Source organism: Rhizobium leguminosarum, assembly GCF_010668065.1.
In the GTDB taxonomy this organism is placed as follows: Bacteria; Pseudomonadota; Alphaproteobacteria; order Rhizobiales; family Rhizobiaceae; genus Rhizobium; species Rhizobium leguminosarum_S.
On sequence record NZ_WUEN01000005.1, the window covers coordinates 437,439 to 461,930 of the forward strand.

18 protein-coding genes and 1 riboswitch are annotated in these 24,492 nt (G+C 62.1%); of the genes, 11 read left to right on the plus strand and 7 right to left on the minus strand.

Annotated elements, in window-relative coordinates; all coding sequences use genetic code 11:
• Positions 1-50 precede the first annotated feature (50 nt).
• Together GR198_RS17360 and GR198_RS17365 are read right to left on the minus strand one after the other, a co-directional pair.
• Positions 51-683, minus strand: coding sequence for a YkoF family thiamine/hydroxymethylpyrimidine-binding protein (locus GR198_RS17360; RefSeq protein WP_164069315.1), 633 nt, complete (start codon positions 681-683; stop codon positions 51-53).
• A riboswitch (TPP riboswitch) is annotated at positions 674-787 on the minus strand. It overlaps the preceding gene by 10 nt.
• A 244-nt stretch (positions 788-1,031) precedes the next feature.
• The gene (locus tag GR198_RS17365; protein ID WP_164069316.1) at positions 1,032-1,628 is read right to left on the minus strand and encodes an NADPH-dependent FMN reductase; all 597 of its coding nucleotides are present in this window, start codon (positions 1,626-1,628) and stop codon (positions 1,032-1,034) included.
• Positions 1,629-1,711: 83 nt separating this feature from the next.
• On the opposite strand from GR198_RS17365, the gene soxR reads away from it, so the two are divergent.
• The 10 genes from soxR to GR198_RS17415 all read left to right on the plus strand — a co-directional run bounded on the left by soxR (position 1,712) and on the right by GR198_RS17415 (position 12,693).
• Positions 1,712-2,176: a redox-sensitive transcriptional activator SoxR gene (soxR, locus tag GR198_RS17370; RefSeq protein ID WP_029871007.1), complete on the plus strand. Its 465-nt coding sequence runs from the start codon at positions 1,712-1,714 to the stop codon at positions 2,174-2,176.
• 111 nt (positions 2,177-2,287) lie between these two features.
• Complete coding sequence (locus tag GR198_RS17375; RefSeq protein ID WP_029871008.1) at positions 2,288-3,058, plus strand: SDR family NAD(P)-dependent oxidoreductase; 771 nt, start codon at positions 2,288-2,290, stop codon at positions 3,056-3,058.
• 102 nt (positions 3,059-3,160) lie between these two features.
• Positions 3,161-3,502, plus strand: coding sequence for an ArsR/SmtB family transcription factor (locus GR198_RS17380; RefSeq protein WP_029871009.1), 342 nt, complete (start codon positions 3,161-3,163; stop codon positions 3,500-3,502).
• Positions 3,503-3,690: 188 nt separating this feature from the next.
• Entirely contained in the window at positions 3,691-4,584 is an 894-nt protein-coding gene (locus GR198_RS17385) for a LysR family transcriptional regulator (RefSeq protein WP_017995349.1), read from the plus strand.
• A gap of 135 nt (positions 4,585-4,719) precedes the next feature.
• On the plus strand, positions 4,720-5,199 hold the full coding sequence (locus GR198_RS17390; RefSeq protein WP_018069026.1) for a formate dehydrogenase subunit gamma: 480 nt from the start codon (positions 4,720-4,722) through the stop codon (positions 5,197-5,199).
• Positions 5,196-6,752 carry a formate dehydrogenase beta subunit gene (locus GR198_RS17395; RefSeq protein ID WP_029871010.1) on the plus strand — a complete coding sequence of 519 codons (1,557 nt, stop codon included), beginning with the start codon at positions 5,196-5,198 and terminating at the stop codon, positions 6,750-6,752. The genes GR198_RS17390 and GR198_RS17395 overlap by 4 nt, the downstream gene beginning before the upstream one ends.
• 201 nt (positions 6,753-6,953) lie before the next feature.
• Entirely contained in the window at positions 6,954-9,833 is a 2,880-nt protein-coding gene (fdhF, locus tag GR198_RS17400) for a formate dehydrogenase subunit alpha (RefSeq protein WP_029871011.1), read from the plus strand.
• Between the two features lie 37 nt (positions 9,834-9,870).
• Positions 9,871-10,695 carry a formate dehydrogenase accessory sulfurtransferase FdhD gene (gene fdhD / locus GR198_RS17405; RefSeq protein WP_029871012.1) on the plus strand — a complete coding sequence of 275 codons (825 nt, stop codon included), beginning with the start codon at positions 9,871-9,873 and terminating at the stop codon, positions 10,693-10,695.
• Positions 10,685-10,930, plus strand: coding sequence for a formate dehydrogenase subunit delta (locus GR198_RS17410; protein WP_029871014.1), 246 nt, complete (start codon positions 10,685-10,687; stop codon positions 10,928-10,930). Before fdhD ends, GR198_RS17410 begins: the two co-directional genes overlap by 11 nt.
• Positions 10,931-11,034: 104 nt before the next feature.
• A complete protein-coding gene (locus tag GR198_RS17415; RefSeq protein ID WP_029871015.1) occupies positions 11,035-12,693 on the plus strand; it encodes an OFA family MFS transporter in 1,659 nt (552 codons plus the stop codon).
• A gap of 93 nt (positions 12,694-12,786) precedes the next feature.
• On the opposite strand, the gene GR198_RS17420 is transcribed toward GR198_RS17415, so the two are convergent.
• The 4 genes from GR198_RS17420 to rocF all read right to left on the minus strand — a co-directional run bounded on the left by GR198_RS17420 (position 12,787) and on the right by rocF (position 17,752).
• On the minus strand, positions 12,787-14,547 hold the full coding sequence (locus GR198_RS17420) for a methyl-accepting chemotaxis protein (RefSeq protein ID WP_029871016.1): 1,761 nt from the start codon (positions 14,545-14,547) through the stop codon (positions 12,787-12,789).
• A gap of 291 nt (positions 14,548-14,838) precedes the next feature.
• The gene (locus tag GR198_RS17425) at positions 14,839-15,315 is read right to left on the minus strand and encodes a chemotaxis protein CheW (protein WP_003543427.1); all 477 of its coding nucleotides are present in this window, start codon (positions 15,313-15,315) and stop codon (positions 14,839-14,841) included.
• 225 nt (positions 15,316-15,540) lie between these two features.
• Positions 15,541-16,740, minus strand: a complete 1,200-nt coding sequence (gene rocD, locus GR198_RS17430; protein ID WP_029871017.1) for an ornithine--oxo-acid transaminase — start codon at positions 16,738-16,740, stop codon at positions 15,541-15,543.
• 76 nt (positions 16,741-16,816) lie between these two features.
• A complete protein-coding gene (rocF, locus tag GR198_RS17435; RefSeq protein WP_003543425.1) occupies positions 16,817-17,752 on the minus strand; it encodes an arginase in 936 nt (311 codons plus the stop codon).
• Between the two features lie 124 nt (positions 17,753-17,876).
• On the opposite strand from rocF, the gene GR198_RS17440 reads away from it, so the two are divergent.
• Positions 17,877-18,314 (plus strand): Lrp/AsnC family transcriptional regulator, encoded by a 438-nt coding sequence (locus GR198_RS17440; RefSeq protein ID WP_011653765.1) that lies wholly within the window; start codon positions 17,877-17,879, stop codon positions 18,312-18,314.
• 60 nt (positions 18,315-18,374) lie between these two features.
• On the opposite strand, the gene GR198_RS17445 is transcribed toward GR198_RS17440, so the two are convergent.
• Positions 18,375-24,476 (minus strand): translocation/assembly module TamB domain-containing protein, encoded by a 6,102-nt coding sequence (locus tag GR198_RS17445; RefSeq protein ID WP_164069345.1) that lies wholly within the window; start codon positions 24,474-24,476, stop codon positions 18,375-18,377.
• Positions 24,477-24,492: the final 16 nt, after the last annotated feature.

Below are 24,492 nucleotides of genomic sequence, written 5' to 3' on the forward strand. Positions count from 1 at the left end.
CTGAATTCGGAATCGATTTAAGGATAAAATTATGCAGCCAATTTAAGATGCTACAGCGTCCTTTGCGCGTCTGAAAAGACGCGCGGCGCTGTATTGACGGACACCGTGATGTCGAGGGTCACATGTCCCTCGGGGTCGCCGAAGCGATAGAAGGCCTCACGAATCGTGGCGAAGACCGCGCCAGCGTCGCCAGAGAGCCTGGTACAGAAATTCTTGGCGCGGTCGAAGGTGCCGGAGCGCTTCAGGAAGTCGATGCAGCCGTAGATCTCGTCCATATGGGTACCGGTTCCCATGACGTAGAGCGAGAATTGCGCAGCGGTCGGCTGTCCGGTTTCGGTGGTGGTTTCAACGGCGGCAAGTGCGGCTGTTATACGTTCGGCAAGCGGCTCCGCCTGGCCGAGGGAGGGGTTGATGCCGCAGATGGCGTCGTCGGGCTCGCCGGGGCAGCCGCGTGAAATCGCAGCGGACAGCACGCAATGCTCGCCGGTCTTTGCAGCAGCGACGAAAAGGTCGTGCATGGCGGCGAAGAGAATGTCAGGCGGGCCGACCAGCAGTGTGGAAATGTCATCGGTCTCGATGCGCAGCCGGTCGCGATAGGGATCGAGCGCCGTGACGGCATCGAGAATGATGCCGACGAAATTGTCGGACATCGGATAGAGTGACACTTGTGCGCCTGAGAACATCTGAACCTCGCTCCGCTGGCATTACCCAGATCAGCTTTGAAGGGTCCAGAGGCTTGCGCCTCACATCTCAGCCCCGGCAATACGGAGCTCCCCTGTTATTTGCGCGGAAACTATCACCGGGGTTTTCTCCCCGCAACCGCAAAATTGCGAACCCGTCCGTGCGGTCGGAATGAACCGGATGTGACGGAAAACACCCGGGCGGAGGATCTGCCCGGGTGTTCCCAATGGTTCCGTACCTGCCGGGAACGGAACCGGAGCTTTCTGGCTCAGGCGGCTAGCGCATAACCCCGAAAATCGGCATCGATTTTCGGAAAGGATTATGCGAAGATTCAAAGTGATAGAGCGTCCTTAGCGCGTCTGAAAAGACGCGCGGCGCTCTATGTCGGCATAGGGACGATTGCTGCGGGCGGTGACGAGCGCCTGCGTCCACCATTCCAGCCTCGCCATCATCCGATCGAGCAAATGTATTGCATCGGCGGGATTGTCGAGCCTTCCCTGCGTATCGAAGCGGTTCCAAGGTGCGGCAAAGCTCACCGAATCTCGGATGGTGACGGCGTGCAGTTCGGCAAAGACCAGCCGCAGCTGTTCGACGGCGCGCAGGCCGCCGGATATGCCGCCATAGGAAACGAAGGCGATCGGCTTGCCCTGCCAGGGCTCGAAGAAGAAATCGATGATCGACTTCAACGAGGCGGTAAAGCTGTGATTGTATTCCGGCGTGACGATGATGAAGGCGTCGGCCATGCCAAGCCGTCCAGCGAGCCTGTCGACTTCGGCGTGCGCCATATCGCGGTTGGCCGGCAGCGCGAAATCCAATGGGTCGATGATGTCGATATCAAACTGCGGGAAGCGGACGAGCTCCTGCGTCAGCCATTTGACCACCCGGTCGCAGATGCGGCCCTCTCTCGTGCTCCCGTAGATGACAGCCAGCCTGGTGGGTGTTTGCATGCGTCGCTCCTTGCTGCGATTGGACTTTACGATTGCAGGAGCAAGGGTTATAAAACCTCAACTAATCTTGAGGTCAAGAGGCGATGGATACAATTCCGCGAGCGCCGCTCGGCAAGCTCCTGACGGTCGGCGAAGTGGCGGAGCGCAGCGGCCTGGCCGTCTCGGCGCTGCATTTTTACGAGACCAAGGGGCTGATCTCGAGCATCCGCTCCCGCGGCAATCAGCGGCGCTATGGGCGCGATGTGCTTCGCCGGCTCGGCATCATCAAGGTGGCGCAGCGTGTCGGCATTCCGCTTTCGGAAATCCAGGCGGCGTTCGAGTCCCTGCCGCAGGGACGCACGCCGACCGTGGCCGACTGGCAGACGCTGTCGGCGCTGTGGAAGGATGATCTTGACGCGCGAATCAGGCGGCTTAGCCTGCTGCGCGACCGTCTGACCGGCTGCATCGGCTGCGGCTGCCTGTCGATCGAAAGCTGTCCGTTGCGCAATCCCTGCGACCGGCTCGGCAAGGAAGGGCCGGGCGCGCGGCTTCTGGAGACCGAAAACTAACCCCGGTCTTCGCCGGGAAAGATCGATGCGCGCCTTTCTTTCAGTCGGCGCGTTCATATGTTAAGGGCGAATGACACAACCGGCGGCAATGTCCGCGAGGAGGACGGCTTCGTGTTCCATCCCAGACTGTTCGAAAATCGCAATGTCGTGGTGACCGGCGCCGGCCGCGGCATCGGCCTTGAAGTGGCCCGGCAGTTCCTGGACTGCGGCGCGAAGGTGATCGTCCATACCGGGCGCAAGCCGGGACGCGACCTGCCGGATTTCCTGCTGACGGCTGAATCCGAAAGACGGGCGCTGCTGCTTAATGCCGATTTCTCTGCAGTCGGTGGGGCAGCGCAATTTGCCGAGGATACTCTCGCCTTCTTCGATAAGGTCGACGTGCTGGTCAACAATGCCGGCACCATGCTTGGTCGTTTTCCCGCTGCCACACTCACCGATGCAGAATATGAGGCGGTCGTGCGGCTCAACCAGACATCGGTGGTGGCGCTGACGCGGGCGCTGCTGCCGGCATTGAAGGCGACTAGTGCCGCTGCCATCGTCAACACGGTTTCGATTTCGGCGCTGACCGGCGGCAGCCCCGGTTCCTCGATCTATTCGGCTTCGAAAGCCTTCGTTGCGACCTATTCCAAGGCTCTTGCCCGTGAACTTGCACCGGACGGAATCCGCGTCAATTGCGTGTCGCCGGGAACGATCGAGACGGATTTCCATGAGCGCTATTCCTCTCGCGAAAAGCTGGAGCAGACGAGAAAATCCATCCCCCTGCAGCGGCTCGGCACGGCGGAGGATTGTGCTCCCGCCTATCTGTTCCTGGCGGCTCCGTCGCTCTCGGGCTACATCACCGGACAGGTGATCGAGATCAATGGAGGTCAGCTTATCTGCTGATTTGTTTGGACCTTTTTTGACATTTCATCACTTTTGACCAATTCGCTTGCGCGAATATGCTATTGTGCTGATCTACCTCATTGCCTCCCTTCCGAGATACCGATGCCGTTGCCCAAACCCGAGCCGGGGATGTCCGGCCAGGAATCGCACAAACTCGCTGGAAAAGCCCATGAAGCGAGCGATCTGCTGAAAGCGCTAGCGCACCCGACCCGACTTCTGATCCTCTGCATATTGGCGAACGAGGAGCGGACGGTGGGTGAGATCGAAAATATCCTCGGCATCCAGCAGGCAATGGTCTCGCAGCAGCTGGCGCGGTTAAGGCTCGAAGGCCTAGTCCATACGCGCCGCCAGGGCAGGCTGGTCTATTACAGCATCGGTAATGTCAGCGTGCTTGCCTTCCTCGAATCGCTGTTCGATCTTTTTCCGGCTGCAGAAAACAGTTAGAGCATGATGCCGAGTGTGCGCGGTTTTCGGACGACATCATGCTCTATTTCTTTGATTTAGATCAGGATTCAGATTTTAGGCCGATCAGGCCTAAAATCATCCTGATCTAGAGATCGCCCTTGCGGAGCACGGCTGCTGCGTCAAAGATGAACTGACCCGGATGATGTCACGCCGGATCGGGAGACCGGATGATCGACAAGCTGGAATTCTTCATCGCCCTTGCCAATGAAAAGCATTTTGGCCGTGCTGCGGAGGAGTGCGGGATCTCGCAGCCGACGCTTTCGGCTGCCATCCGGCAGCTCGAGGATCAGCTCGGCGTCATGCTGGTGCAGCGCGGTTCGCGGTTCCAGGGGCTGACGCCGGAGGGGCAGCGCGTGCTCGAATGGGCCCGGCGCATCGTCGGCGATGCCCGCACCATGCGCGAGGAGATGCGCGCCGCGCGCCGCGGCCTTTCCGGCCACATCCGCCTCGCCGCCATTCCGACCGCGCTTGCCATGCTGTCGCGCATCACCACGCCCTTTCAGGAGCGGCATCCCGGCGTGACCTTCTCGATCGTCTCGCGGAATTCGCTGCAGGTGCTGAGCATGCTCGAAAACCTCGAAATCGATGCCGGCATCACCTACCTCGAAAACGAGCCGCTCGGCCGCGTCACGACCGTTCCCCTCTATGCCGAGCGCTATAATCTGATCACGGCTGCCGGCAGCCCGCTATCTGATCGCGACAAGGTGACCTGGCGGGAGATCGGCGATCTTCGGCTTTGTCTATTGACTGCCGACATGCAGAACCGCCGGATCATCAACCGCCACTTGACGGAAGCAGGTGCTACAGCGCATCCGACGCTCGAATCCAACTCGATGATCGTGCTGTTCTCGCATGTCAGGACCGGACGCTGGGCGAGCATCATGCCGCGCAACGTCGCCAAATCCTTCGGGTTTCCAGTGGAAATCCGCATGATCCCGATCGTCGAGCCGGAGGCGCATCATCTGGTCGGCCTTGTTGCGCCTTATCGCGAGCCGTTCACGCCGCTTGTCTCGGCCTTGCTGCATGAGGCAAGAGTGCTCGTGCAAGATGAAGAACTTTGATAGAAAAAACCTATCAAGCAACGAGATAGCTTTATTGATCGCCGGCTGCTTCCCTGAGATGGTGGTTGCGGAATAGCACTCGGCTGGGGGAGGCCCGCTATTTCGCAACGAGCAAGCCGCTGGGAGGGCTGCCTTATGACCATTCATATCGCCGAAGGCGATATTGCAGCACGCACCCGAGCCATCGTCGCCGATCTTCGCTTTCTCGAAGGGCCGCTGCTTCCCATTCTGCACGAGGTTCAGCAGGAATTCGGCTATGTGCCGCAGGAAGCCATGCCTGTTATCGCGGAGGAATTGAACCTCTCGCGCGCCGAGGTGCATGGCGTGGTGACCTTCTATCACGATTATCGCGACCATCCCGCCGGCCGACACGTGCTGAAGCTCTGTCGCGCCGAAGCCTGTCAGTCGATGGGCGGCGATGCGCTGGCCGAACGTGTCAAGGCGCTGCTCGGCATCGATTTTCATCAGACGACGCTCGATGGCGGCGTCACGCTGGAGCCGGTCTACTGTCTCGGGCTCTGCGCCTGTGCGCCGGCGGCGATGCTCGACGGCGAGGTCTATGGCCGGGTCGACGATCAGACGGCGGCGGAACTTGTCGCGGAGGCACGCCGATGACGGTCAGGATATATGTTCCGCGCGATGCCGCAGCGCTGGCGCTCGGGGCCGAAAAGGTGGCAAAGGCGATTGCCCAGGAGATCGTCGCCCGCGGCTTCGATGCCAAGATCGTGCGCAACGGCTCGCGCGGAATGTTCTGGCTGGAACCGCTGGTCGAGGTCGAGGTTGCCGGCAAGCGCATCGGCTACGGGTCGGTGAAGGCGAAGGATGTGCCTGATCTGTTCGATGCCGGGATGATTGATGGAGGCAAGCATCGGCTCTGTCTCGGGGAGGTTGAAGACCTCCCGTTCCTCAAGGAACAGACCCGCCTGACCTTCGCCCGCTGCGGCGTCACCGATCCGCTTTCGCTTGGCGATTACGAGGCGCATGGCGGTCTTGCCGGCCTTCGCCGCGCCGTTTCGATGACACCAGTCGATATCGTCAAGGAAATCACCGATTCCGGCTTGCGCGGACGCGGCGGCGCCGGCTTTCCCACCGGCATCAAGTGGAAGACCGTTCTCGAGGCCGCCGGCGAACGCAAATATATCGTCTGCAATGCCGATGAGGGCGACAGCGGCACCTTTGCCGACCGGATGATCATGGAGGGCGATCCCTTCGTGTTGATCGAGGGCATGGCGATATCAGGGCTCGCCACCGGGGCGACCAAGGGTTTCGTCTATACGCGTTCGGAATATCCGCATGCGATCGCTGTCATGACCGAGGCCGTCGGCATTGCGCGCCAGGCCGGCATTCTCGGACCATCGGTGCTCGGATCCGGCCGCGCCTTCGATATCGAGGTGCGCACCGGCGCCGGCGCCTATGTCTGCGGCGAGGAGACGGCGCTGCTCAACAGTCTCGAAGGCAAGCGTGGCATCGTGCGTGCCAAGCCGCCACTGCCGGCGCATAAGGGGCTGTTTAACTGTCCTACCGTCATCAATAATGTGATCTCGCTGGCTTCGGTGCCGGTCATCATGGAAAAGGGTGCGGCCTTCTACCGCGATTTCGGCATGGGCCGCTCACGCGGCACCATCCCGCTGCAGATTGCCGGCAATGTCAGATATGGCGGCCTCTTTGAGACGGCCTTCGGTCTTTCGCTCGGAGATATCGTCGACAGGATCGGTGGCGGTACAGTGACGGGACGGCCGGTCAAGGCCGTGCAGGTCGGCGGACCGCTCGGCGCCTATTTCCCGCGAGCGCTGTTCGACACGCCGTTCGACTACGAATCTTTCGCCGCCAAGGACGGGCTGATCGGCCATGCCGGCATCGTCGTCTTCGACGACACGGCCGATATGCTGAAGCAGGCGCGTTTCGCGATGGAATTCTGCGCCGTCGAAAGCTGCGGAAAGTGCACGCCCTGCCGCATCGGCTCGACGCGCGGCGTGGAGACGGCCGACAAGATCGCTCGCGGCATCGAGCCGGAGAAGAACCGGGCGCTGCTTGCCGATCTCTGCAACACGATGAAGTTCGGCTCGCTCTGTGCGCTGGGTGGGTTCACGCCCTATCCTGTGATGAGCGCCATGACGCATTTCCCGGAGGATTTTTCGCCGGCACCTCTGGTGGAGGCGGCGGAATGACGCGTTTTTCTTCAACTTTGCCCCTCACCCTAACCCTCTCCCCGCTTGCGGGGAGAGGGGACGTGCCATGCGAGACGTGGCGGGGAACGGAGAGGTCGCGGCGTATCCCCTTCTCCCCGCGAGCGGGGAGAAGGTGCCGGCAGGCGGATGAGGGGCCTGCCCCGAGGCGGCCGACAAGGAAATCTATCGGAGGAGCAAACCATGTCTCTCATCCATGAAATCGACTACGGGACCCCGGCTTCCAAATCCGAGGCCATGGTGACGCTCACCATCGACGGACAGCAGATCAGCGTGCCGGAGGGCACCTCGATCATGCGCGCCTCGATGGAGGCCGGCATCAAGGTGCCGAAGCTCTGCGCCACCGATATGGTCGATGCTTTCGGCTCCTGCCGGCTCTGCCTCGTCGAGATCGAGGGCCGCAACGGCACGCCCTCCTCCTGCACGACGCCGGTGGCGGCAAACATGGTGGTGCACACGCAGACGGGGCGATTGAAGGATATCCGCCGCGGCGTGATGGAACTCTATATTTCCGACCATCCGCTCGACTGTCTCACCTGCGCGGCCAACGGCGATTGCGAATTGCAGGACATGGCAGGCGCCGTCGGCCTGCGCGACGTGCGCTACGGCTATGAGGGCGACAATCACGTCAAGGCGCGCAGCAATGGCGACATCAATCTGAAATGGATGCCGAAGGACGAATCCAATCCCTATTTCACCTATGATCCCTCCAAGTGCATCGTCTGTTCGCGCTGCGTGCGCGCCTGCGAGGAAGTGCAGGGCACCTTCGCGCTGACGATCGAGGGCCGCGGCTTCGGCTCCCGTGTTTCACCCGGCATGCACGAGCATTTCATCGATTCCGAATGTGTCTCCTGCGGCGCCTGCGTCCAGGCCTGCCCGACGGCGACGCTGACGGAGAAGTCGGTGATCCAGATCGGCCAGCCCGAGCATTCGGCTGTCACCACCTGCGCCTATTGCGGCGTCGGCTGTTCCTTCAAGGCGGAAATGCGCGGCGAGGAACTGGTGCGCATGGTGCCGTGGAAGGACGGTCAGGCCAATCGCGGCCATTCCTGCGTCAAGGGCCGCTTCGCCTATGGCTACTCCACCCATAAGGACCGCATCCTCAATCCGATGATCCGGGAAAAGGTCAGCGATCCCTGGCGGGAGGTGAGCTGGGACGAGGCCTTCGCGCATGTGGCGACGGAATTCCGCCGCATCCAGTATCAATACGGCCGCGAGGCAATTGGCGGCATCACCTCGTCGCGCTGCACCAATGAGGAAACGTATCTGGTGCAGAAGCTGATCCGCGCCGGCTTCGGCAACAACAATGTCGACACCTGCGCCCGCGTCTGCCATTCGCCGACGGGTTACGGCCTCGGCCAGACCTTCGGCACGTCGGCGGGCACGCAGGATTTCGACAGCGTCGAGCATTCCGACGTCGTCATCGTCATCGGCGCGAATCCGACCGACGGGCATCCGGTGTTCGGCTCGCGGCTGAAGAAGCGGCTGCGCCAGGGCGCCAAGCTCATCGTCATCGATCCGCGCCGCACCGATATCGTCCGCTCGCCGCATATCGAGGCCTCCTATCACCTGCCGCTGAAGCCCGGCACCAATGTCGCGGTCATGACGGCGCTGGCGCATGTGATCGTCACCGAAGGCCTCTTTGACGAGGCGTTCATCCGCGAGCGCTGCGACTGGTCGGAGTTCGAGGACTGGGCCGCCTTCGTCGCCGAACCGCAGCACAGTCCCGAAGAGACCGAGATCTTCACCGGCGTGCCGGCGGCGGATCTGCGCGGCGCGGCAAGGCTCTATGCCAAGGGCGGCAATGGCGCGATCTATTATGGCCTCGGCGTTACCGAACACAGCCAGGGCTCGACCACGGTCATCGCCATCGCCAACCTGGCAATGGCGACCGGCAATATCGGCCGTCCCGGCGTCGGCGTGAATCCGCTGCGCGGCCAGAACAATGTGCAGGGCTCCTGCGACATGGGCTCGTTCCCGCACGAATTGCCGGGCTACCGGCACATTTCCGACGATGCGACGCGCGATATCTTCGAAAAGCTCTGGGGCGTGAAGCTCAACAACGAGCCGGGCCTGCGTATTCCGAACATGCTGGATGCAGCAGTCGACGGCACTTTCAAGGGCATCTACATCCAGGGCGAAGATATCCTCCAGTCCGATCCCGATACCAAACATGTCGCGGCCGGGCTTGCGGCGATGGAATGCGTCGTCGTGCAGGACCTGTTCCTCAACGAGACCGCCAATTACGCCCATGTCTTCCTGCCGGGCTCGACCTTCCTCGAGAAGGATGGCACCTTCACCAATGCCGAGCGCCGTATCAACCGCGTGCGCAAGGTGATGTCGCCGCGCAACGGCTATGGCGATTGGGAAGTGACGCAGAAGCTTGCCCAGGCGATGGGGCTCGACTGGAATTACACCCATCCGTCGGAGATCATGGACGAGATCGCCGCGACGACGCCGAGTTTTGCGATGGTCTCCTACGACTATCTCGACAAAATGGGTTCGGTGCAGTGGCCCTGCAACGAGAAGAACCCGCTCGGCTCGCCGATCATGCATGTCAATGGCTTCGTGCGCGGCAAGGGCAAGTTCATCCGCACCGAATATGTGGCGACCGACGAGCGCACCGGTCCGCGCTTCCCGCTGCTGCTGACAACCGGCCGCATCCTCAGCCAGTACAATGTCGGGGCGCAGACACGGCGAACCGAGAATGTCGTCTGGCATGCGGAAGACCGGCTGGAAATCCATCCGCACGATGCCGAGCAGCGCGGCGTTCGCGACGGCGACTGGGTGAAGCTCGGCAGCCGCTCCGGCGACACGACGCTCAGGGCGCTGATCACCGATCGCGTCGCGCCGGGTGTCGTCTATACGACCTTCCATCATCCCACGACGCAGGCGAACGTCATCACCACCGATTTCTCCGACTGGGCGACGAACTGCCCGGAATACAAGGTGACGGCGGTGCAGGTCTCGCCCTCCAACGGGCCGAGCGAATGGCAACTCGAATATGACGAGCAGGCGCGGCAATCGCGCCGCATCGCCGGCAAACTCGAGGCTGCGGAGTGACGATGCGGGGGCGGCTCTTTAGGCAGGAACGCGCATCATGACCTTCACCGTCACCGCCCGTGCGCCCGAAACCGCCCGCCGCAACGGCATCCTCCAGACCGGTTCGCGCATCGTGCCGGAAGAAGTGCCGATCGCCTTTTCCTATGGCGGCAGTTCGCATGCGGTGATGATGGCAACGCCTGATGATCTCGCGGATTTTGCCGTCGGATTCAGCCTGACCGAAGGGATCATCACCGGGCCGGCAGAGATATCGGGCATCGAGGTGGTCGAGGGTGAGCAGGGGATCGATGTGCAGGTGAGCCTGGTCGATGATGTCGCCGATCGGTTGCGGGCACGACGCCGCAGCATGGCGGGACCGGTCGGCTGCGGGCTCTGCGGCATCGAATCGATCGAACAGGCGATACGGCCGGTGCCCGATGTTTCGACATCGCCGCTAGCGCTGTCGCATGCGGATATCGTCCGCGCCGTTTCGCTTCTGAACGAGGCGCAGCCGCTGCATCGTGAGACGCGGGCGGTGCATGGCGCCGGGTTCTATCTTCCCGGCAGGGGGCTGATTGCCGTGCGCGAAGATGTCGGCCGGCACAATGCGTTGGACAAGCTCTGCGGCGCCGTCATCGGCGCCAGCGAAAGAGGCGGGGACGGCGCCGTCGTCGTCACCAGCAGGCTTTCCGTCGAGATGGTGCAGAAGGCGGCGATCCTCGGCAGCCCAGTGCTCATCGCCATATCGGCGCCGACGGCTCTCGCCATCCGCACGGCCGAAGAAGCCGGCATGACGCTCGTCGCGCTGGTGCGCGGCGAGGATTTCGAGATTTTTACCCACCCGCACCGCATCTCGCCCGGAAGCATTGCCGATGTCGCATGATACCAAGACCAAGCTCGTCTATATGGCAAACCAGATCGCCACCTTTTTCAAGAGCCAGCCGCAAAGCGAGGCCGCGCAGGGGGTCGCCACCCATATCAATAAATTCTGGGACCCGCGCATGCGGCGGCAATTGTTCGAAATTCTGGAGAATGAGGAGAATGGCCTGGACGCGCTCGTGCTTCAGGCCGTTCCTCTGATCCGAAAGCCGGAGCCGGTGACATACCAGGCTCCATAGCCAGCATCAGGCCAATGCGGGAGGGGCAGGAGCAAGCTGCCTGCGTATGCGCCGGTTACAATAAGTCTGAATCAAGCCAGGTCCGAATCAAGGAGGAGTTGTTCATGACAGCAGCGGGAACACGTACAGACGGGGCGTTGGCGGGGGTAGGCCTGCTCGATCGTGAAAGGATCGTCGCAAGGCCCGGCTTCAATCGGTGGCTGGTGCCGCCGGCAGCGCTCGCCATTCATCTCTGCATCGGCATGGCTTATGGTTTCAGCGTCTTCTGGCTGCCGCTTTCCAAGTCGCTCGGGATCACGGCCTCGACGGCCTGCCCCGATCTGACACTTGCCTCGGCGCTGTTCACCACGACCTGCGACTGGCGCGTTGCCGACCTCGGCTGGATCTATACGTTGTTCTTCGTTTTGCTTGGTTCGTCCGCCGCCATCTGGGGCGGCTGGCTCGAGCGGGCCGGTCCGCGCAAGGCGGGCGTCGTTTCCGCCTGCTGCTGGTGCGGCGGCATCATTCTTGCCGCGATCGGCGTCATCACCCATCAGCTCTGGATGATGTGGCTGGGCGCCGGCGTCATCGGCGGCATCGGTCTCGGCCTCGGTTACATCTCGCCGGTCTCGACACTGATCAAATGGTTTCCCGACCGGCGCGGCATGGCGACCGGCATGGCGATCATGGGCTTCGGCGGCGGTGCGATGATCGGCGCCCCATTGGCCAACCTGTTGATGAATAGCTTCAAGACCGACAGTTCGGTCGGCGTCTGGCAGACCTTCATCGTCATGGCGGTGATCTATTTCGTCTTCATGATGGGCGGCGCCTTCGGCTATCGCATTCCGCCGGCCGGGTGGCGTCCCGAGGGTTGGACGCCGCCTGCAGCCAAGAGCACGATGATTACCACCAAACATGTACACCTCAGCAATGCCCACAGGACCAAACAGTTCTGGCTGATCTGGGCGGTGCTTTGCCTCAACGTTTCGGCCGGTATCGGCGTGCTCGGCATGGCCTCGCCGATGCTGCAGGAAATCTTCGCCGGCTCGCTGATCGGCCTACCGGATGTCGGCTTCGCCCAGCTCGACGCCGGGCAGAAGGCATCGATCGCCACGATCGCCGCCGGTTTCGCCGGCTTGCTGTCGCTCTTCAACATCGGCGGGCGGTTCTTCTGGGCGTCGCTGTCCGACAAGATCGGCCGCAAGAATACCTATTATTGCTTCTTCGTCCTCGGCATCGTGCTCTATGCGCTGGCGCCCACTTTCGCAGGCATGGGCAACAAGGCGCTGTTCGTTCTCTCCTTCGGCATCATCCTGTCGATGTACGGCGGCGGCTTCGCGACGATCCCGGCCTATCTTGCCGATATTTTCGGCACGCAGTTCGTCGGCGCCATCCACGGTCGGCTGCTGACGGCCTGGGCAACGGCCGGCATCGTCGGGCCCGTCGTCGTCAACTATATCCGCGAAGCGCAGATCGCCGCCGGCGTTGCGCCCGGGCCAACCCTCTATACCGGCACCATGTATATCCTCGCCGGCATGCTGGCGCTCGGGCTCATCGCCAATGCGCTGATCAGGCCGCTTTCGGACAAATGGTTCATGTCGGATGACGAGGTTGCTGCGCTGCAGGCGAAGTCGGCAGCCGTCAATGCCGGGCCGACGGGTTCCTTCGGCATCGGCACAGGCGGACTGGATGCCAAGGCGATGCTTGCCTGGGCCGTCGTCGGCATTCCGCTGCTGTGGGGTGTGTGGGTGACGCTGAGGGCAACCTTCGCGCTGTTCGGCTAAGCCATCAGAGCGCGTCGCATGGGTTTCATGCGGCGCGCTTTTATCGACGTATACAGCGCAATCCGGTCAAGGTGCCGCCTGCACCGGCATGGTTCAGAACTCTTCCCAGCTTTGGGCGGTCGCTGCGCCGGCACTATTCACCTTTGCGACACGTGAAACGAGGTGCAGCGCCGGCGAGCCCGTCTGTCTTGGCCCAGCTCCGCCGATGGACTGCGTTCGACCCGGTAGGCGGAACCTCGCCAGCAGGACACGCAGCGTTTCGGCTTCTCTCGCAAGGCTGTGGCTGGCGGCAGTACTTTCCTCGACCATCGCGGCATTTTGCTGGGTTGCCTGATCCAGCGTATTGACCGCCTGGTTGATTTCCTTGAGGCCGGTTGCCTGTTCCCTGGAGGCTTCGACGATGGCGACGACATTGCCGTTGATATCGTCGACCTGTGCGACGATTGCCTCGAGCGCCTTGCCGGTCTCGCCGACGAGGCCGACGCCGTTCTTGACATGCTCGCCCGATGTGTTGATCAGCGCCTTGATCTCCTTGGCGGCTTTGGCGGAGCGCTGGGCGAGCTCCCGCACCTCCTGAGCCACGACCGCAAAGCCCTTGCCGGCTTCACCGGCGCGGGCGGCCTCGACGCCGGCATTCAATGCCAGCAGGTTGGTCTGGAAGGCGATATCGTCGATGACGCCGATGATGTTGGTGATCTCGCGGGAGGACTGTTCGATCTGACCCATGGCGGCGACGGCATTACGGACCACGACGCCGGAATGTTCGGCGCCCTGCTTGGTGATGGCGACGAGACGACCCGCCTCATCGGCACGACGGCTGGAATCGTTGACCGTCGTGGTGATCTCCTCCAGCGCGGCGGCCGTCTCTTCGATCGATGCTGCCTGCTGTTCCGTTCGCTTGGAGAAGGAGTCGGCCGCTGCGCCGATCTCGCTCGACCCTGCGGCGATCGCAGTGGCATTCTCACCGATCGTCTTCATGGTCTCGGAAAGGCCTTTGACAGCGGTGTTGAAATCGTGCCGCAGCTGCTCCATCGATGGAACGAAAGGCGTGTCCACCGTTCGTGTCAGATCGCCTTCGGAAAGATTGCGCAAGGCGGTGCCGAGAAGGGAAATGGCGCTCATGCGCTGGGTAACGTCGGTCGCGAACTTCACGACCTTGTAGACCTTGCCATCGGCATCGAGGATCGGGTTGTAGGCCGCCTGTATCCAGATTTGCCGGCCACCCTTGCCGAACCGGACAAATTCGTTGGCGATGAACTCGCCGTGCGCCAACCGCTTCCAGAAGTTGGTGTAGTCGGCCGTGTCGGTATAGGCACGATCGCAGAACATGCTGTGGTGCTTGCCGGTGATCTCGGCGAGCGAATATCCCATGGCGTTGCAGAAATTCTCGTTGGCGGTCAAGATTTCACCCGCCGGGGTAAATTCGATCACCGCCTGCGAGCGCGAGATCGCCTCCAGCTTGCCGGAATCCTCCACCGCCTTCTTTTTGGCTGCGGTGATGTCGGCCGCGAATTTCACCACCTTGTATGGTTTGCCCCCTTTGAAAACCGGATTGTAGGACGCCTGGATCCATATTTCCCGATTGCCCTTGGCAAAGCGCTTGTAGGCGCCGGCGTCATATTCGCCGCGTCCGAGCCGCGCCCAGAATTCGCGATACTCCGCGGTTGCCGTATAGGCCCGCTCGCAGAACATGCCGTGATGCTTACCAACGATCTCGCTCAGGCTGTATCCAAGCGCGTTGCAGAAATTTTCGTTCGCCTTGAGGATATTTCCTTTGAGATCGAATTCTATGATCGCCTGCGATTTGGAGATGGCATCAAGAATGTATTTCGAATCGGAGCTTAGACCAAACATTCCTGTCCCTTTGAGATGCGCAGCTTTTGCTGCTTAGGCTGGTAGACGCAAGGGTCGACGAGGAGTGCCGGTTCCGGGACGCACCGTTGACCGGTTCGCAATCCCAATGTGCCGCAAACGTGTCATCCGAACGCTTCACAACCATGCTGACGGGACGTGGTTAATATTGCGTATAAAAGCTGTTGCTAATCTTGTGGTGCCAGGATGAAAGTCGCAGCTTAGCCGTGTATCTCACACAATAAAAAACCGCCCCGGAGGGCGGTTTTTCAATAAATCGGTGATTCTTCAAAATCAGGCGGCCAGTTCATCCGTCTCGTTTTCCTTGAACATCTTGGCGAGGTTCAGGAAGCAGATCATGCCATTTTCCGAGGCGATGATGCCTTCGCAATAGGCCCGGTCGAAGGAGGCGGTCACCTCAGGCACCGGCTGGACCTGGCTGGAGGAGATGGTGAGGATATCCGAGACGCGGTCGACCAGCATGCCGATGACCATGCTGTGAACCTCGGCGACGACGATAGCGCTGCGCTCATTGGCGACCGTGCTCTTCATGCCGAGCTTGAAAGCAAGATCGATGATCGGGATCACCGAGCCGCGCAGGTTCATGACACCGATGACATCGGCCGGTGCATGCGGGATCGGCGTCGACGGCGCCCAGCCGCGGATTTCGCGGATGGTCGTGGTCTTGACGCAGAATTCCTGGTCATGCAGGCGGAAGGCAATAATTTCGAGCGTATCGCCGCTGAAGTTAGTCGAATTGATCGTGGCCATTAGAATTCTTCCCAACTATCGTAAGCCAGGGCAGAAGCGGATGCGCCACCATTGGCGCGGACAAGCTTTGCCTTCGTACCACGCGATGGCTTTGCGCTCGGCGAAGCATCGTTACGGTTATCGATGACTTTAGCGAAAGAGTGTTGCCCAAATCTAAATTGAAAGACGAGATTGAGAAGGTTTTTAAGCTCGGGTGAAGGCGAGGCAGTTTTGCTGCCGATCTACTCAGCTTATCGTCTTTTCAATCTGCGAAACCGCCCAATCGACCTGCTCTCTTGATATGACCAATGGTGGAGCGAGGCGAATCGTGTGGTCGTGGGTGTCCTTGGCGAGAAGACCGCGCTCCTTCAGCGCATGGCAATATTGCCGTGCGCCGCCGGCTTCGGGTTCCAGCTCGATGGCCACCATCAGGCCGCGGCCGCGCACGTCCCTGACGATGTTCGAGCGGATCGACCTCAAGCCTTCGAGGAAGTAGTCGCCCATAACAGCGGCGTTCTCGATCATGCCCTCTTCCGTCAGCACCTTGAGTGCTGCGCGCGCCACCGCGCAGGCGAGCGGATTGCCGCCGAAGGTCGAGCCGTGCTGGCCGGGTTTCAGCACGCCCAGAACTTCGGAATTCGAAAGCACGGCCGACACCGGATAGAAACCGCCTGATAGAGCCTTGCCGATCAGCGTCACGTCGGCCTCGATGCCTTCGTGCTCCTCGGCCAGCAGCTTGCCGGTACGGCCGAGGCCGGTCTGGATTTCGTCGAGGATGAGGGTGACGTTGTTTGCCGTGCAAAGCTCGCGGATGCGGGTGAAATAGCCCGCCGGCGGGATGATGACGCCGGCCTCCCCCTGGATCGGCTCGATCAGGGCGGCCACGGTATTGGCATTGATTGCGGCGGCAAAAGCCTCGGCATCGCCGAAGGGAATGATGCGGAAACCTGACGTGTAGGGGCCGAAACCGCTGCGGGCGTCGGGATCCGTCGAGAAGCTGATGATGCTCAGCGTCCGGCCATGGAAATTATCGGCGCAGACAATGATCTCCGCCTTGCCCTCCGGCACGCCCTTAACCTCGTAGCCCCATTTGCGCACCGCCTTGATGGCGGTCTCCACCGCTTCGGCACCGGAATTCATCGGCAGGATCTTGTGCGATCCGGTGAGAGCCGCGAGCTCTTCGTAGAGATAGGCGAGCTGATCGTTGCGGAAGGCGCGGGAGGTGAGCGTCAGCCTGCCCGCCTGCTCGACCATGGCGGCGAGGATCTTCGGATGACAATGGCCCTGGTTGACGGCGGAATAGGCCGAGAGGCAATCGAGATAACGGTTGCCGTCGGTATCCCAGACATAAACACCTTCGCCACGCGTCAGCACCACGTCGAGCGGCTTGTAGTTATGGGCGCCGAGCCGTTGTTCCGTGGCGATCAGTTTTTCCGAAGTGTTCATGGCCGTTCTCCCTCTAATCTTATTTCAAAGCATGTCGTTATCGCAAAACCGCTGCACACTTTTGCTCGACATGCTCTTATGCGGCGCGTGTCGGGCGATCGAAGATGCGGCGGCCGAAGAGGCTTGCCGTCAGCTCGACGAGGATGCGGGCGCTCTTGCCGCGATCGTCGAGAAACGGATTGAGCTCGACAAGATCGAGCGACGAGACGAGGCCGCTGTCCGAAAGCATTTCCATGACCAGATGCGCCTCGCGAAAGGTCGCACCGCCCGGAACCGTTGTGCCGACGCCGGGGGCAATCTCGGGATCGAGGAAATCGAGGTCGAGGCTGACATGCAGCAGGCCGTTCGCCTTGGTGACGACATCGAGGATCTCACGCATGATGGCGCCGATGCCTTGCTCGTCGATCGCGCGCATGTCGAAGACGTTGACGCCGTGCTCGTGGATTTCCTCGCGCTCGCGCGCATCGACCGAACGGATGCCGACCTGGAAGACATTCTTCGGATCGACGAACGGACGGTCCTTCGGCAGGATCTCGGCGAACTCGGCCTCGCCGCAGAAGAAGGCGACGGGCATGCCGTGGATGTTGCCGGAGGGCGACGTGGCCGGAGAGTTGAAATCGGCATGGGCATCGAGCCAGAGCACGAAGAGCGGGCGGCCTTTGCTGGCGGCATAGCGGGCCATGCCGGAAACGCTGCCCATGGAAAGGCTGTGGTCGCCGCCGAGAATCAGCGGGAAACGGCCGGAGGCGGCGACGTCGTGGACGCTGCTTTCGAGGGCGCGCGTGAAGGCGCCGACGATCCTCAGATTGTGGGCCTTCGGGTGGTTCGGCAGGTCCATCGCCGGCACGATCCTGAGATCGCCGATATCGGCGACGTCATGGCCAAGCTCGATCAGCGTCTGGTCGACGCCGGCAATGCGCAGGGCCGCAGGCCCCATGGCAGCCCCTCTGCGGCCGGAGCCTTCTTCCAGCGGCGCGCCGATGAGGGTGACAGATCGCGATTGCGCATTCATTTTGGAGGGCTCCGTGTTGAGGCCTGTTTCGGCCGATAGTGGGATAAAGGGCTGGCGGCAAAAAGATGGAAAAGTGTCAGAAATGGACTATGATTGCGCAGATTGATAAACCTATTTTGACAAAGTGATCAGCGTGGACGATCTCGACACCGAACTTCTGAGTGCACTTCGTCATAACGCCCGGATTTCCGTCTCCTCGCTTGCAGCGATGACCGGCGCATCGCGGGCAACGGTTGCCACCCGTATCGACCGGCTGGTGGCCAGCGGCACCATCGTCGGCTTCACCATCCGCACCGGCCATGAGACGCGCTCCGCCGGCGTGCGCGCCATCGTGATGATCGAGGTGCTCGGCAAGCTCGCCGACAGGGTGGCCGATCAGTTGAGGGGCCTGCCGCAGGTGCGCGCGCTTCACAGCACCAACGGCAAATGGGATTTCGTCGCCGAACTCGAGGACCGCGACCTTGCCGCCTTCGACGAGACGCTGCGCCGCATCCGGCTGATCAACGGCATCAATTCGACCGAGACCAACATCCTTCTCAAGACTAGCAAAACCGGTTTCTAAGCCGGCTTAAAGTCTGTGCATGCTGTCCTCAAACGGCTGCACAGCTTCGGGCGAGATGCATCAGTATTCCCGTTCGTAGACAATCCCGGCTTCGCCCTCACCGTTGCCACCGGCCCCTCCGCGCAGCTTGACGCCGCGGCCGACATCGAGGTTGATCACCGCCTTGGCGCCGGCCGAACCGCCCTGCTGCAATTCGAAATAGGTGCGATCGTTAAGATAGCGGCCGACGCTGACGCTCGTCTGGCCCTTGGAATCGGTGCTGACGTCGAAATCGTCGACGCCGAGCTGGTTGCGCAGGCCTTCGAAAAGCGATGTCGAGCGGTTGCCGGCCAGCTGACTGACGGCGTCGGCAAGCTGGGCGATCTGCACCGGCGAGAGCTTCGACATCGACTGGCCGAAGATCAGCTGCGCCAGCACTTCGTCCTGTGGCAGCTCGGGGGACGAGGAAAAGGTGATCGCGGGGTCTGTGGCGAGGCCGGCGACGTCGACCGTCAGCGTCGTCGAGCCGGAGGCCGAGGTCGCTTCCATATCGAGCGCCGGCGTCATGTCGCCGGCAAAGGTGATCCGGCTCTTGTCGGAGAAATCCAGGCGGCGGTTGAGAATGGTCATGCGGCCGCGGCGCATGGTGAACCCACCGGTCACGATGGGTGCTGCCGCCGTTCCGCGGATCGTCACCAAGCCGCCAAGCTCGGCATCGATGCCGCGGCCGCGCACGAAGATATGCGAGGGCGCGTCGATTTCGAGATCCAGCGTGATCACGGAGGATTTCTCTCCGGGTTTCTGCTCGCCGTCATCCCGCAACTGCGCAAGTACAGCCCGCGGCGCGTTCTTATGCCGAATGTCGATTTCTCTCAGCGAGGTGGGCAATTTTTCCGGGACCGTGATCGAGGTCTTGTCCAGCCGAAGCTTGCCGCTCAGCGTCGTATTGGTGATCGGCCCGCGCAGGCCGACCGTGCCATTGACTGTCGAGACGACAAGGGTTCCATCGACATAGACCGCCTTGTCGAGCTTGATCGAAATGTCGGCGGGAAAGCCTCCGGCCGGCTGGATGCCGATGGTGCCGCTGGCCGAAATCGTGCCGCCGCCGCCAAGGTTGCCGGTGAGGCGCGATATCACCGCCTGGCTGCCATTGAAGGTCACGGTCGCCGTCAGATTGTTGACGGCCATATTGCGCCGGACGTCGACGAGCTTTGCGCCATTGGTCGAGACAGTGCCGTTGATGACGGGTGCTGCGGCCGTTCCGCCGATCTGGAGATTGACGGTGGCGACGCCGTCCGCGACGAGGCCCTGTTGCGCAAGCGGGGCGCCGAGCACGGCGAAAGGAAGATTGCCTGTGAAGCGCATGTCCATAGCGCGATTGCCTGTGATGACGACGCTGCCGCCGCCCTTCAGCGACATGCCGGCGTCCCCGGCAAGACTGGTATCGACCGTCAGCTTGTTTCCGGCAAGTTTGCCTGATGCGCCGATGCTGAACGGCGAAAGGCCGGCGCCTTTTGTCTGGCTCGTCGCTGCGTTCTTCCAATCGATCTTGAAGTCGACGGAGGGCGCCGATAGCGCGCCGGTGGCCTTTACGGTCGCCGAGACCGCACCCTCGGCTGCAAGGCCGGGAACGAAGCCGTTGGCAATGCCGGCCGGAAGATTGGCGGTGTTTGCCGTGACATCGAGAGACTTGATCGATGTGCCTGCGATGGCGAGATTGCCGGTGGCTTTCAGCGCAATGCCGCCGCTGCCGTTGAGGGCGGCATCGAAATCCAGCCTGTCACCGGCGTATTTTCCCGTCGCGGCCAGCGCAAGGCGGGACAGGCCGGCAGCCTTGGTATGGCTGGTCGCGGCATCCTTCCAGTCGAGCTTGAAATCGACGATCGGATTTGCCGGCGTTCCCGACGTGACGGCACTTGCCGAAAGCGTGCCTTCGGCGCCGAGACCGGGAACGAAGGCATTTGCGATATTTGCCGGCAGCGCGGGAATATCGGCATTGATCGAAAGGTCCCGGATGGCCGTTCCCGCGATCGTCACGCCGCCCGTCGCCTTGGCCAACACGCCGTCCTTGCCGGCGAGATTGGCGTCGAAATCGACCCTGTCATTGGCGAATTTGCCGGAGGCTGCAGCACTCAGGCCCGAAAGGCCACTGCTCTTGGTCTGGGCGGTCGCGGCGTTCTTCCAGTCGAGCTTGAAATCGACCGCGGGCTTCGGAAGCGCACCGGAAGCGGATGCCGTTCCCGAGACAGTGCCTTCGGCGGCAAGACCCGGGACGAAGCCGTTGGCGAGGCCTGCCGGAAGGTTGGCGAGATCGGCTTTAACGTCAAGATTGCGGACCGACGTGCCTGAAATCGCGACGTTGCCGGCGGCCTTCAGCGAGAGGCCGTCCTTGCCGCCGAGATTGGCATCGAAATCGAGCCGGTTGTCGGCGAAGCGTCCCGATGCGGCAAGTGCGAGGCCCGAGAGGCGAGCGCTTCTGGTCTGGCTGGTCGCAGCATCCGTCCAGTCGAGCTTGAAGTCGGCTTTCGGTGCGGCGGGTGTGCCGGCGGCGGACAGGGTGCCTGATATCGTGCCGCCGGCCGCCAGATCCGGAACGAAGGCATTTGCGAGACTGGCCGGAAGCTTGGCGATCTGGGCATCGACCTTGATGCTGTCGATCGCCGTACCGGCCAATGCGACATTGCCCATGGCCTTCAGCGAGAGGTCTTTGTCGCCGCTCGCTGCCGCATTGAAATCAAGCTTGTTTTCGGCAAATTTTCCCGATGCGGTCACGCCGATCGCGGCAAGGCCGGCACGTTTCGTGTGGCTCGTCGCAGCGTCTTTCCAATTGAGGTCGAAATCGGCACTCGGGGCGGAGAGCGATCCGCTGGCCGAGATCTTTCCGGAGACCGCGCCTTCGGCGGCGAGGTCCGGGACGAAGCTGTTTGCTATATTTGCTGGGACATTTGCCAGCGCGGCATCGACCTTGACGTTGCCGATCGTCGTGCTCGTGATGGCGACATTGCCGTTTGCCTTCAGCGAGAGGCTGTTGGCGCCGCCGATCACGGTGTCGAAATCGAGCTTGCTGTCGGCGAATTTTCCAGAGGCCTTGACGGCGAGCTCGGCAAGGCCCGCACGCCTCGTATGGCTCGTCGCAGCACTTTTCCAATCGAGATCGAAATTGGCGGTGGGATTAGCGAGGGAGCCGGAGGCCGCCAGTTTTCCCGTAATCGTGCCTTCGGCGGCGAGATCGGGAACGAAACCATTGGCGATGCGGGCAGGCAGATTGAGGATATCGGCGTCGACATCAAGCACCGGCGCCTTCGGGTCGGTAAGTGCGACATTGCCGGCAGCCTTGAGCGACAGGCCGTCATTGCTGCCGACCGTCGTGTCGAAATCGAGCTTATTGTCGGCGAATTTGCCGCCGGCGGTGATGCCGAGCGGTGCCAGACCCGCCCCCTTCGTCTGGCCCGTCGTCGCATCTTTCCAGTCGAGCTTGAAGTCGGCGACCGGTGCTGCCGGCGTTCCAGTCACGGCAACGGTTCCGGAGATCGTGCCGCCGGCAGACAGGTTCGGCACGAAACCGTTGGCAAGCGCTGCCGGCAGCTCGCGAATGTCTGCATCGATCTTCAGCGTTTCGCCGGCCGAACCGGTGACGGTCACCGAACCGGCGCCGGTCTTCAGCGTCAGTCCGTTCAGGCTGGCGGCACCACCGCCGATGGCGACCTGCGTCGGTGCGGCAAGCTCGATCGGAATATTGCGGGGGCTTGCCGAGAAGCGATCGAGGTTCAGGTGCATCGTGCCGCCGGCCGCTTCGATATTGCCGGCCGCCAGCACGGGATTGCCGTCATAGGCAGCATCGAGATCGAAATCCGTATGGTCTTGCTGCTTGGTAAAATCGAGCGAAAGGCCGTCGAGCCTGTTCGTTCCGGCACTCACCTCCTCGGCCTTGACCGTGCCGTTTGCCGCAAGGGCTTTGAGATCGCTGACCGTGACATCGATATCCGGCTTGACGATCGCAAGCGTATCACGGCGGATCGAGCCGCCGGTCGCAAGCAGCTTGAGCGCAATCCTGCCGCCATCGCTGCTGACGCCGAGCGACCCTTTGAGATCGCCTTCGGCCTTCTGTCCGCCGAGTGCGGCGAGCAGGCCGATATTGGGGAAATCGAAGGTCAGCGCGCCTGTCGGCTCCAGGGAGGACGAGAATTCCACATTGCCGGTCAGCCGGTTGCCACCGATATCGGCGGTCAGCGCCGGAATGCTCGTCTTGCCGTCCTGCGAGCGGATGTCGCCGTTGATGCCGATCGGCTGGCCGTCGATCGTGCCGGTGGCGGCGATCCTGCCCTGCGGCGCCTTGGGATCGGCGAGACCCGACAGGTCGATATTGAGGTTGCCGAGCATGCGGTCGGCCATTTCAAGGCTGGGTGCCTTGAGATTGGCCGTGACGGAGATTGCCGGGAGCTCACCTCCCACTCTCAACGCATACCCCGCCCCGCCGCTGGCGCCGGGGGTGAGCTTGCCGATGTCAGGCAACCGGCCGGAGAGATCGGCGTTCAAGATCCCGCCGTCGAGCGCGACGTTGCCGGCGGCTTCGAGCGTGCCGGACTTCAGGACGAGGTTGGACAGCGCGAATTTCGACGGGATGGTGCCGACCACCTGGCTTTCGAGCGAGATCGGTCCGTCGAACCTGTCTGTTGCCGCAGCCGGCAGGGCTGCCGGGTTGATGGTGAGCTTGAGGTTGCCGGTCAGCGCTTGGTCTGTGAGCCGATAGGAGCCGTTGAGGCCGCCGTTGATATTGGCGCTTTCGACGGTGGTGCCGTTGAAGCCGATGCCACTGGGCGAGATCTGCAGCGGCGAGGCGATGGTGATCGGGCCTTGGACCGCACGATTGAGGTTCGGCTCGGCAAAGGTCGCGTCGCCGGCAACAAGGCGCAGCTGAACGCTGCCGGAACGGGCGGCGAGATTGAAGGCGTCGCTCTTTGCCGTCAGCTTGACGTTGCCGATATCGGCCTGCGGCAGGGTTGCGGTGTCGAGCGAGCCGCTGACGTTCAGTCGGGCGGCCTGCGCATCGCCTGTGAGCGCTAGGTTGAGGCCCGATATGAGGAAGCGCGCTTCGCCTTCGGCGAGCGGCCAGCGGAAATCGACAGGCCCCGACGTGCCGAGCAGATTGGCGTTCAGGCTGTTGTTGCCGGCCGGATCAAGGGTGCCCGAGGCGGCGATCACCACGCTGCCAGTGGCGATATTACCGGTCTGGATATCGATCTTGCCGTGATTGTCGAAGGTGGTGGCAAGATCGATATTGGTCTGGCCGGCAAAAAGCGGCCGGAATGCCGATGGAAGCAGCGAGCTCAGGTCACCGCCGCCCTTGAGGTCGAGGTGGTGCAGCCCGTCTTCCGTAATTTGATGCCGGGCCTCGATTGCGGCGCGCTGCTGCCCGTCGAGGGCAGCCTGCAATTTGCCTTTCCAATCGGATATCGGCCCCTGGCCATCGAGATCTATGTTGACGGCGGGGCTGTCCGGCAGGCCGAGAAAGCCTGCCAGCAGTCCGCCCTTCGGCTCGGACAGCTGTGCCTTCAGCCGCAGCCGGTTTTCGGCTGGCGCAAAAGCGATGTCGGCGGCAAGCCGCGCATCCGGAACCGCGTGACGGCTGACATTGACGACGGCCTCGCCGCCATCGCCGTTTGCCGAAAGGCTGCCTTCGGCGGCGAGCGCGAAGGCGCGGCCGGCAAGCGGTGCGGCAAGTTTGATATCGGGCAGCGCGATGCGGTCTACATCGACTTTGATCGGAAGGCTGAATCCGCCGGAATTTTCAGCTTCGGGCCGCGAGGGCAGGGTGCGTACCGGCTTGCGCAGCACGTTGATCGCTTCGATCTCGAAGCGTTTGGCATGGAAGGTTCCGGTCAGCAGCGCAAGCGGATTCCAGTCGATCGCGACGCCGTGAATTTCCGCAAAGACGCCCCTGGTGTCGGAGATGGAGATCTCGGCGGCGCGAAGCCCGCCGGTCAAAAGGCCTTGCGGTTCGCGAACCTCGATCGTCATGTCGCGATTGGACAGCGTCGAGGCTATCTTTTCGGTGACGATGCGGGCGCCAAAACTGGTGAAGCCGAAGATCGCCAGTGCTACGACCGCGAGAATCAACGTGGCGCCGACGACATAGCCGGTGAGCCGTACGACCCAGTTGACGATTTTTGTCAGCGTTTGCATCGGCGCGGACATTACC

Bases quoted from the DNA above. Each gene is read 5' to 3' on its own strand.
- GR198_RS17385 (WP_017995349.1), top strand. From the start codon at position 3,691: ATGATCGACAAGCTGGAATTCTTCATCGCCCTTGCCAATGAAAAGCAT.
- GR198_RS17390 (WP_018069026.1), top strand. From the start codon at position 4,720: ATGACCATTCATATCGCCGAAGGCGATATTGCAGCACGCACCCGAGCC.
- fdhF (WP_029871011.1), top strand. From the start codon at position 6,954: ATGTCTCTCATCCATGAAATCGACTACGGGACCCCGGCTTCCAAATCC.
- GR198_RS17410 (WP_029871014.1), top strand. From the start codon at position 10,685: ATGTCGCATGATACCAAGACCAAGCTCGTCTATATGGCAAACCAGATC.
- GR198_RS17415 (WP_029871015.1), top strand. From the start codon at position 11,035: ATGACAGCAGCGGGAACACGTACAGACGGGGCGTTGGCGGGGGTAGGC.
- GR198_RS17365 (WP_164069316.1), bottom strand. From the start codon at position 1,628: ATGCAAACACCCACCAGGCTGGCTGTCATCTACGGGAGCACGAGAGAG.
- GR198_RS17380 (WP_029871009.1), top strand. From the start codon at position 3,161: ATGCCGTTGCCCAAACCCGAGCCGGGGATGTCCGGCCAGGAATCGCAC.
- GR198_RS17360 (WP_164069315.1), bottom strand. From the start codon at position 683: ATGTTCTCAGGCGCACAAGTGTCACTCTATCCGATGTCCGACAATTTC.
- GR198_RS17445 (WP_164069345.1), bottom strand. From the start codon at position 24,476: ATGCAAACGCTGACAAAAATCGTCAACTGGGTCGTACGGCTCACCGGC.
- soxR (WP_029871007.1), top strand. From the start codon at position 1,712: ATGGATACAATTCCGCGAGCGCCGCTCGGCAAGCTCCTGACGGTCGGC.
- fdhD (WP_029871012.1), top strand. From the start codon at position 9,871: ATGACCTTCACCGTCACCGCCCGTGCGCCCGAAACCGCCCGCCGCAAC.
- rocD (WP_029871017.1), bottom strand. From the start codon at position 16,740: ATGAACACTTCGGAAAAACTGATCGCCACGGAACAACGGCTCGGCGCC.
- GR198_RS17425 (WP_003543427.1), bottom strand. From the start codon at position 15,315: ATGGCCACGATCAATTCGACTAACTTCAGCGGCGATACGCTCGAAATT.
- rocF (WP_003543425.1), bottom strand. From the start codon at position 17,752: ATGAATGCGCAATCGCGATCTGTCACCCTCATCGGCGCGCCGCTGGAA.
- GR198_RS17395 (WP_029871010.1), top strand. From the start codon at position 5,196: ATGACGGTCAGGATATATGTTCCGCGCGATGCCGCAGCGCTGGCGCTC.
- GR198_RS17420 (WP_029871016.1), bottom strand. From the start codon at position 14,547: ATGTTTGGTCTAAGCTCCGATTCGAAATACATTCTTGATGCCATCTCC.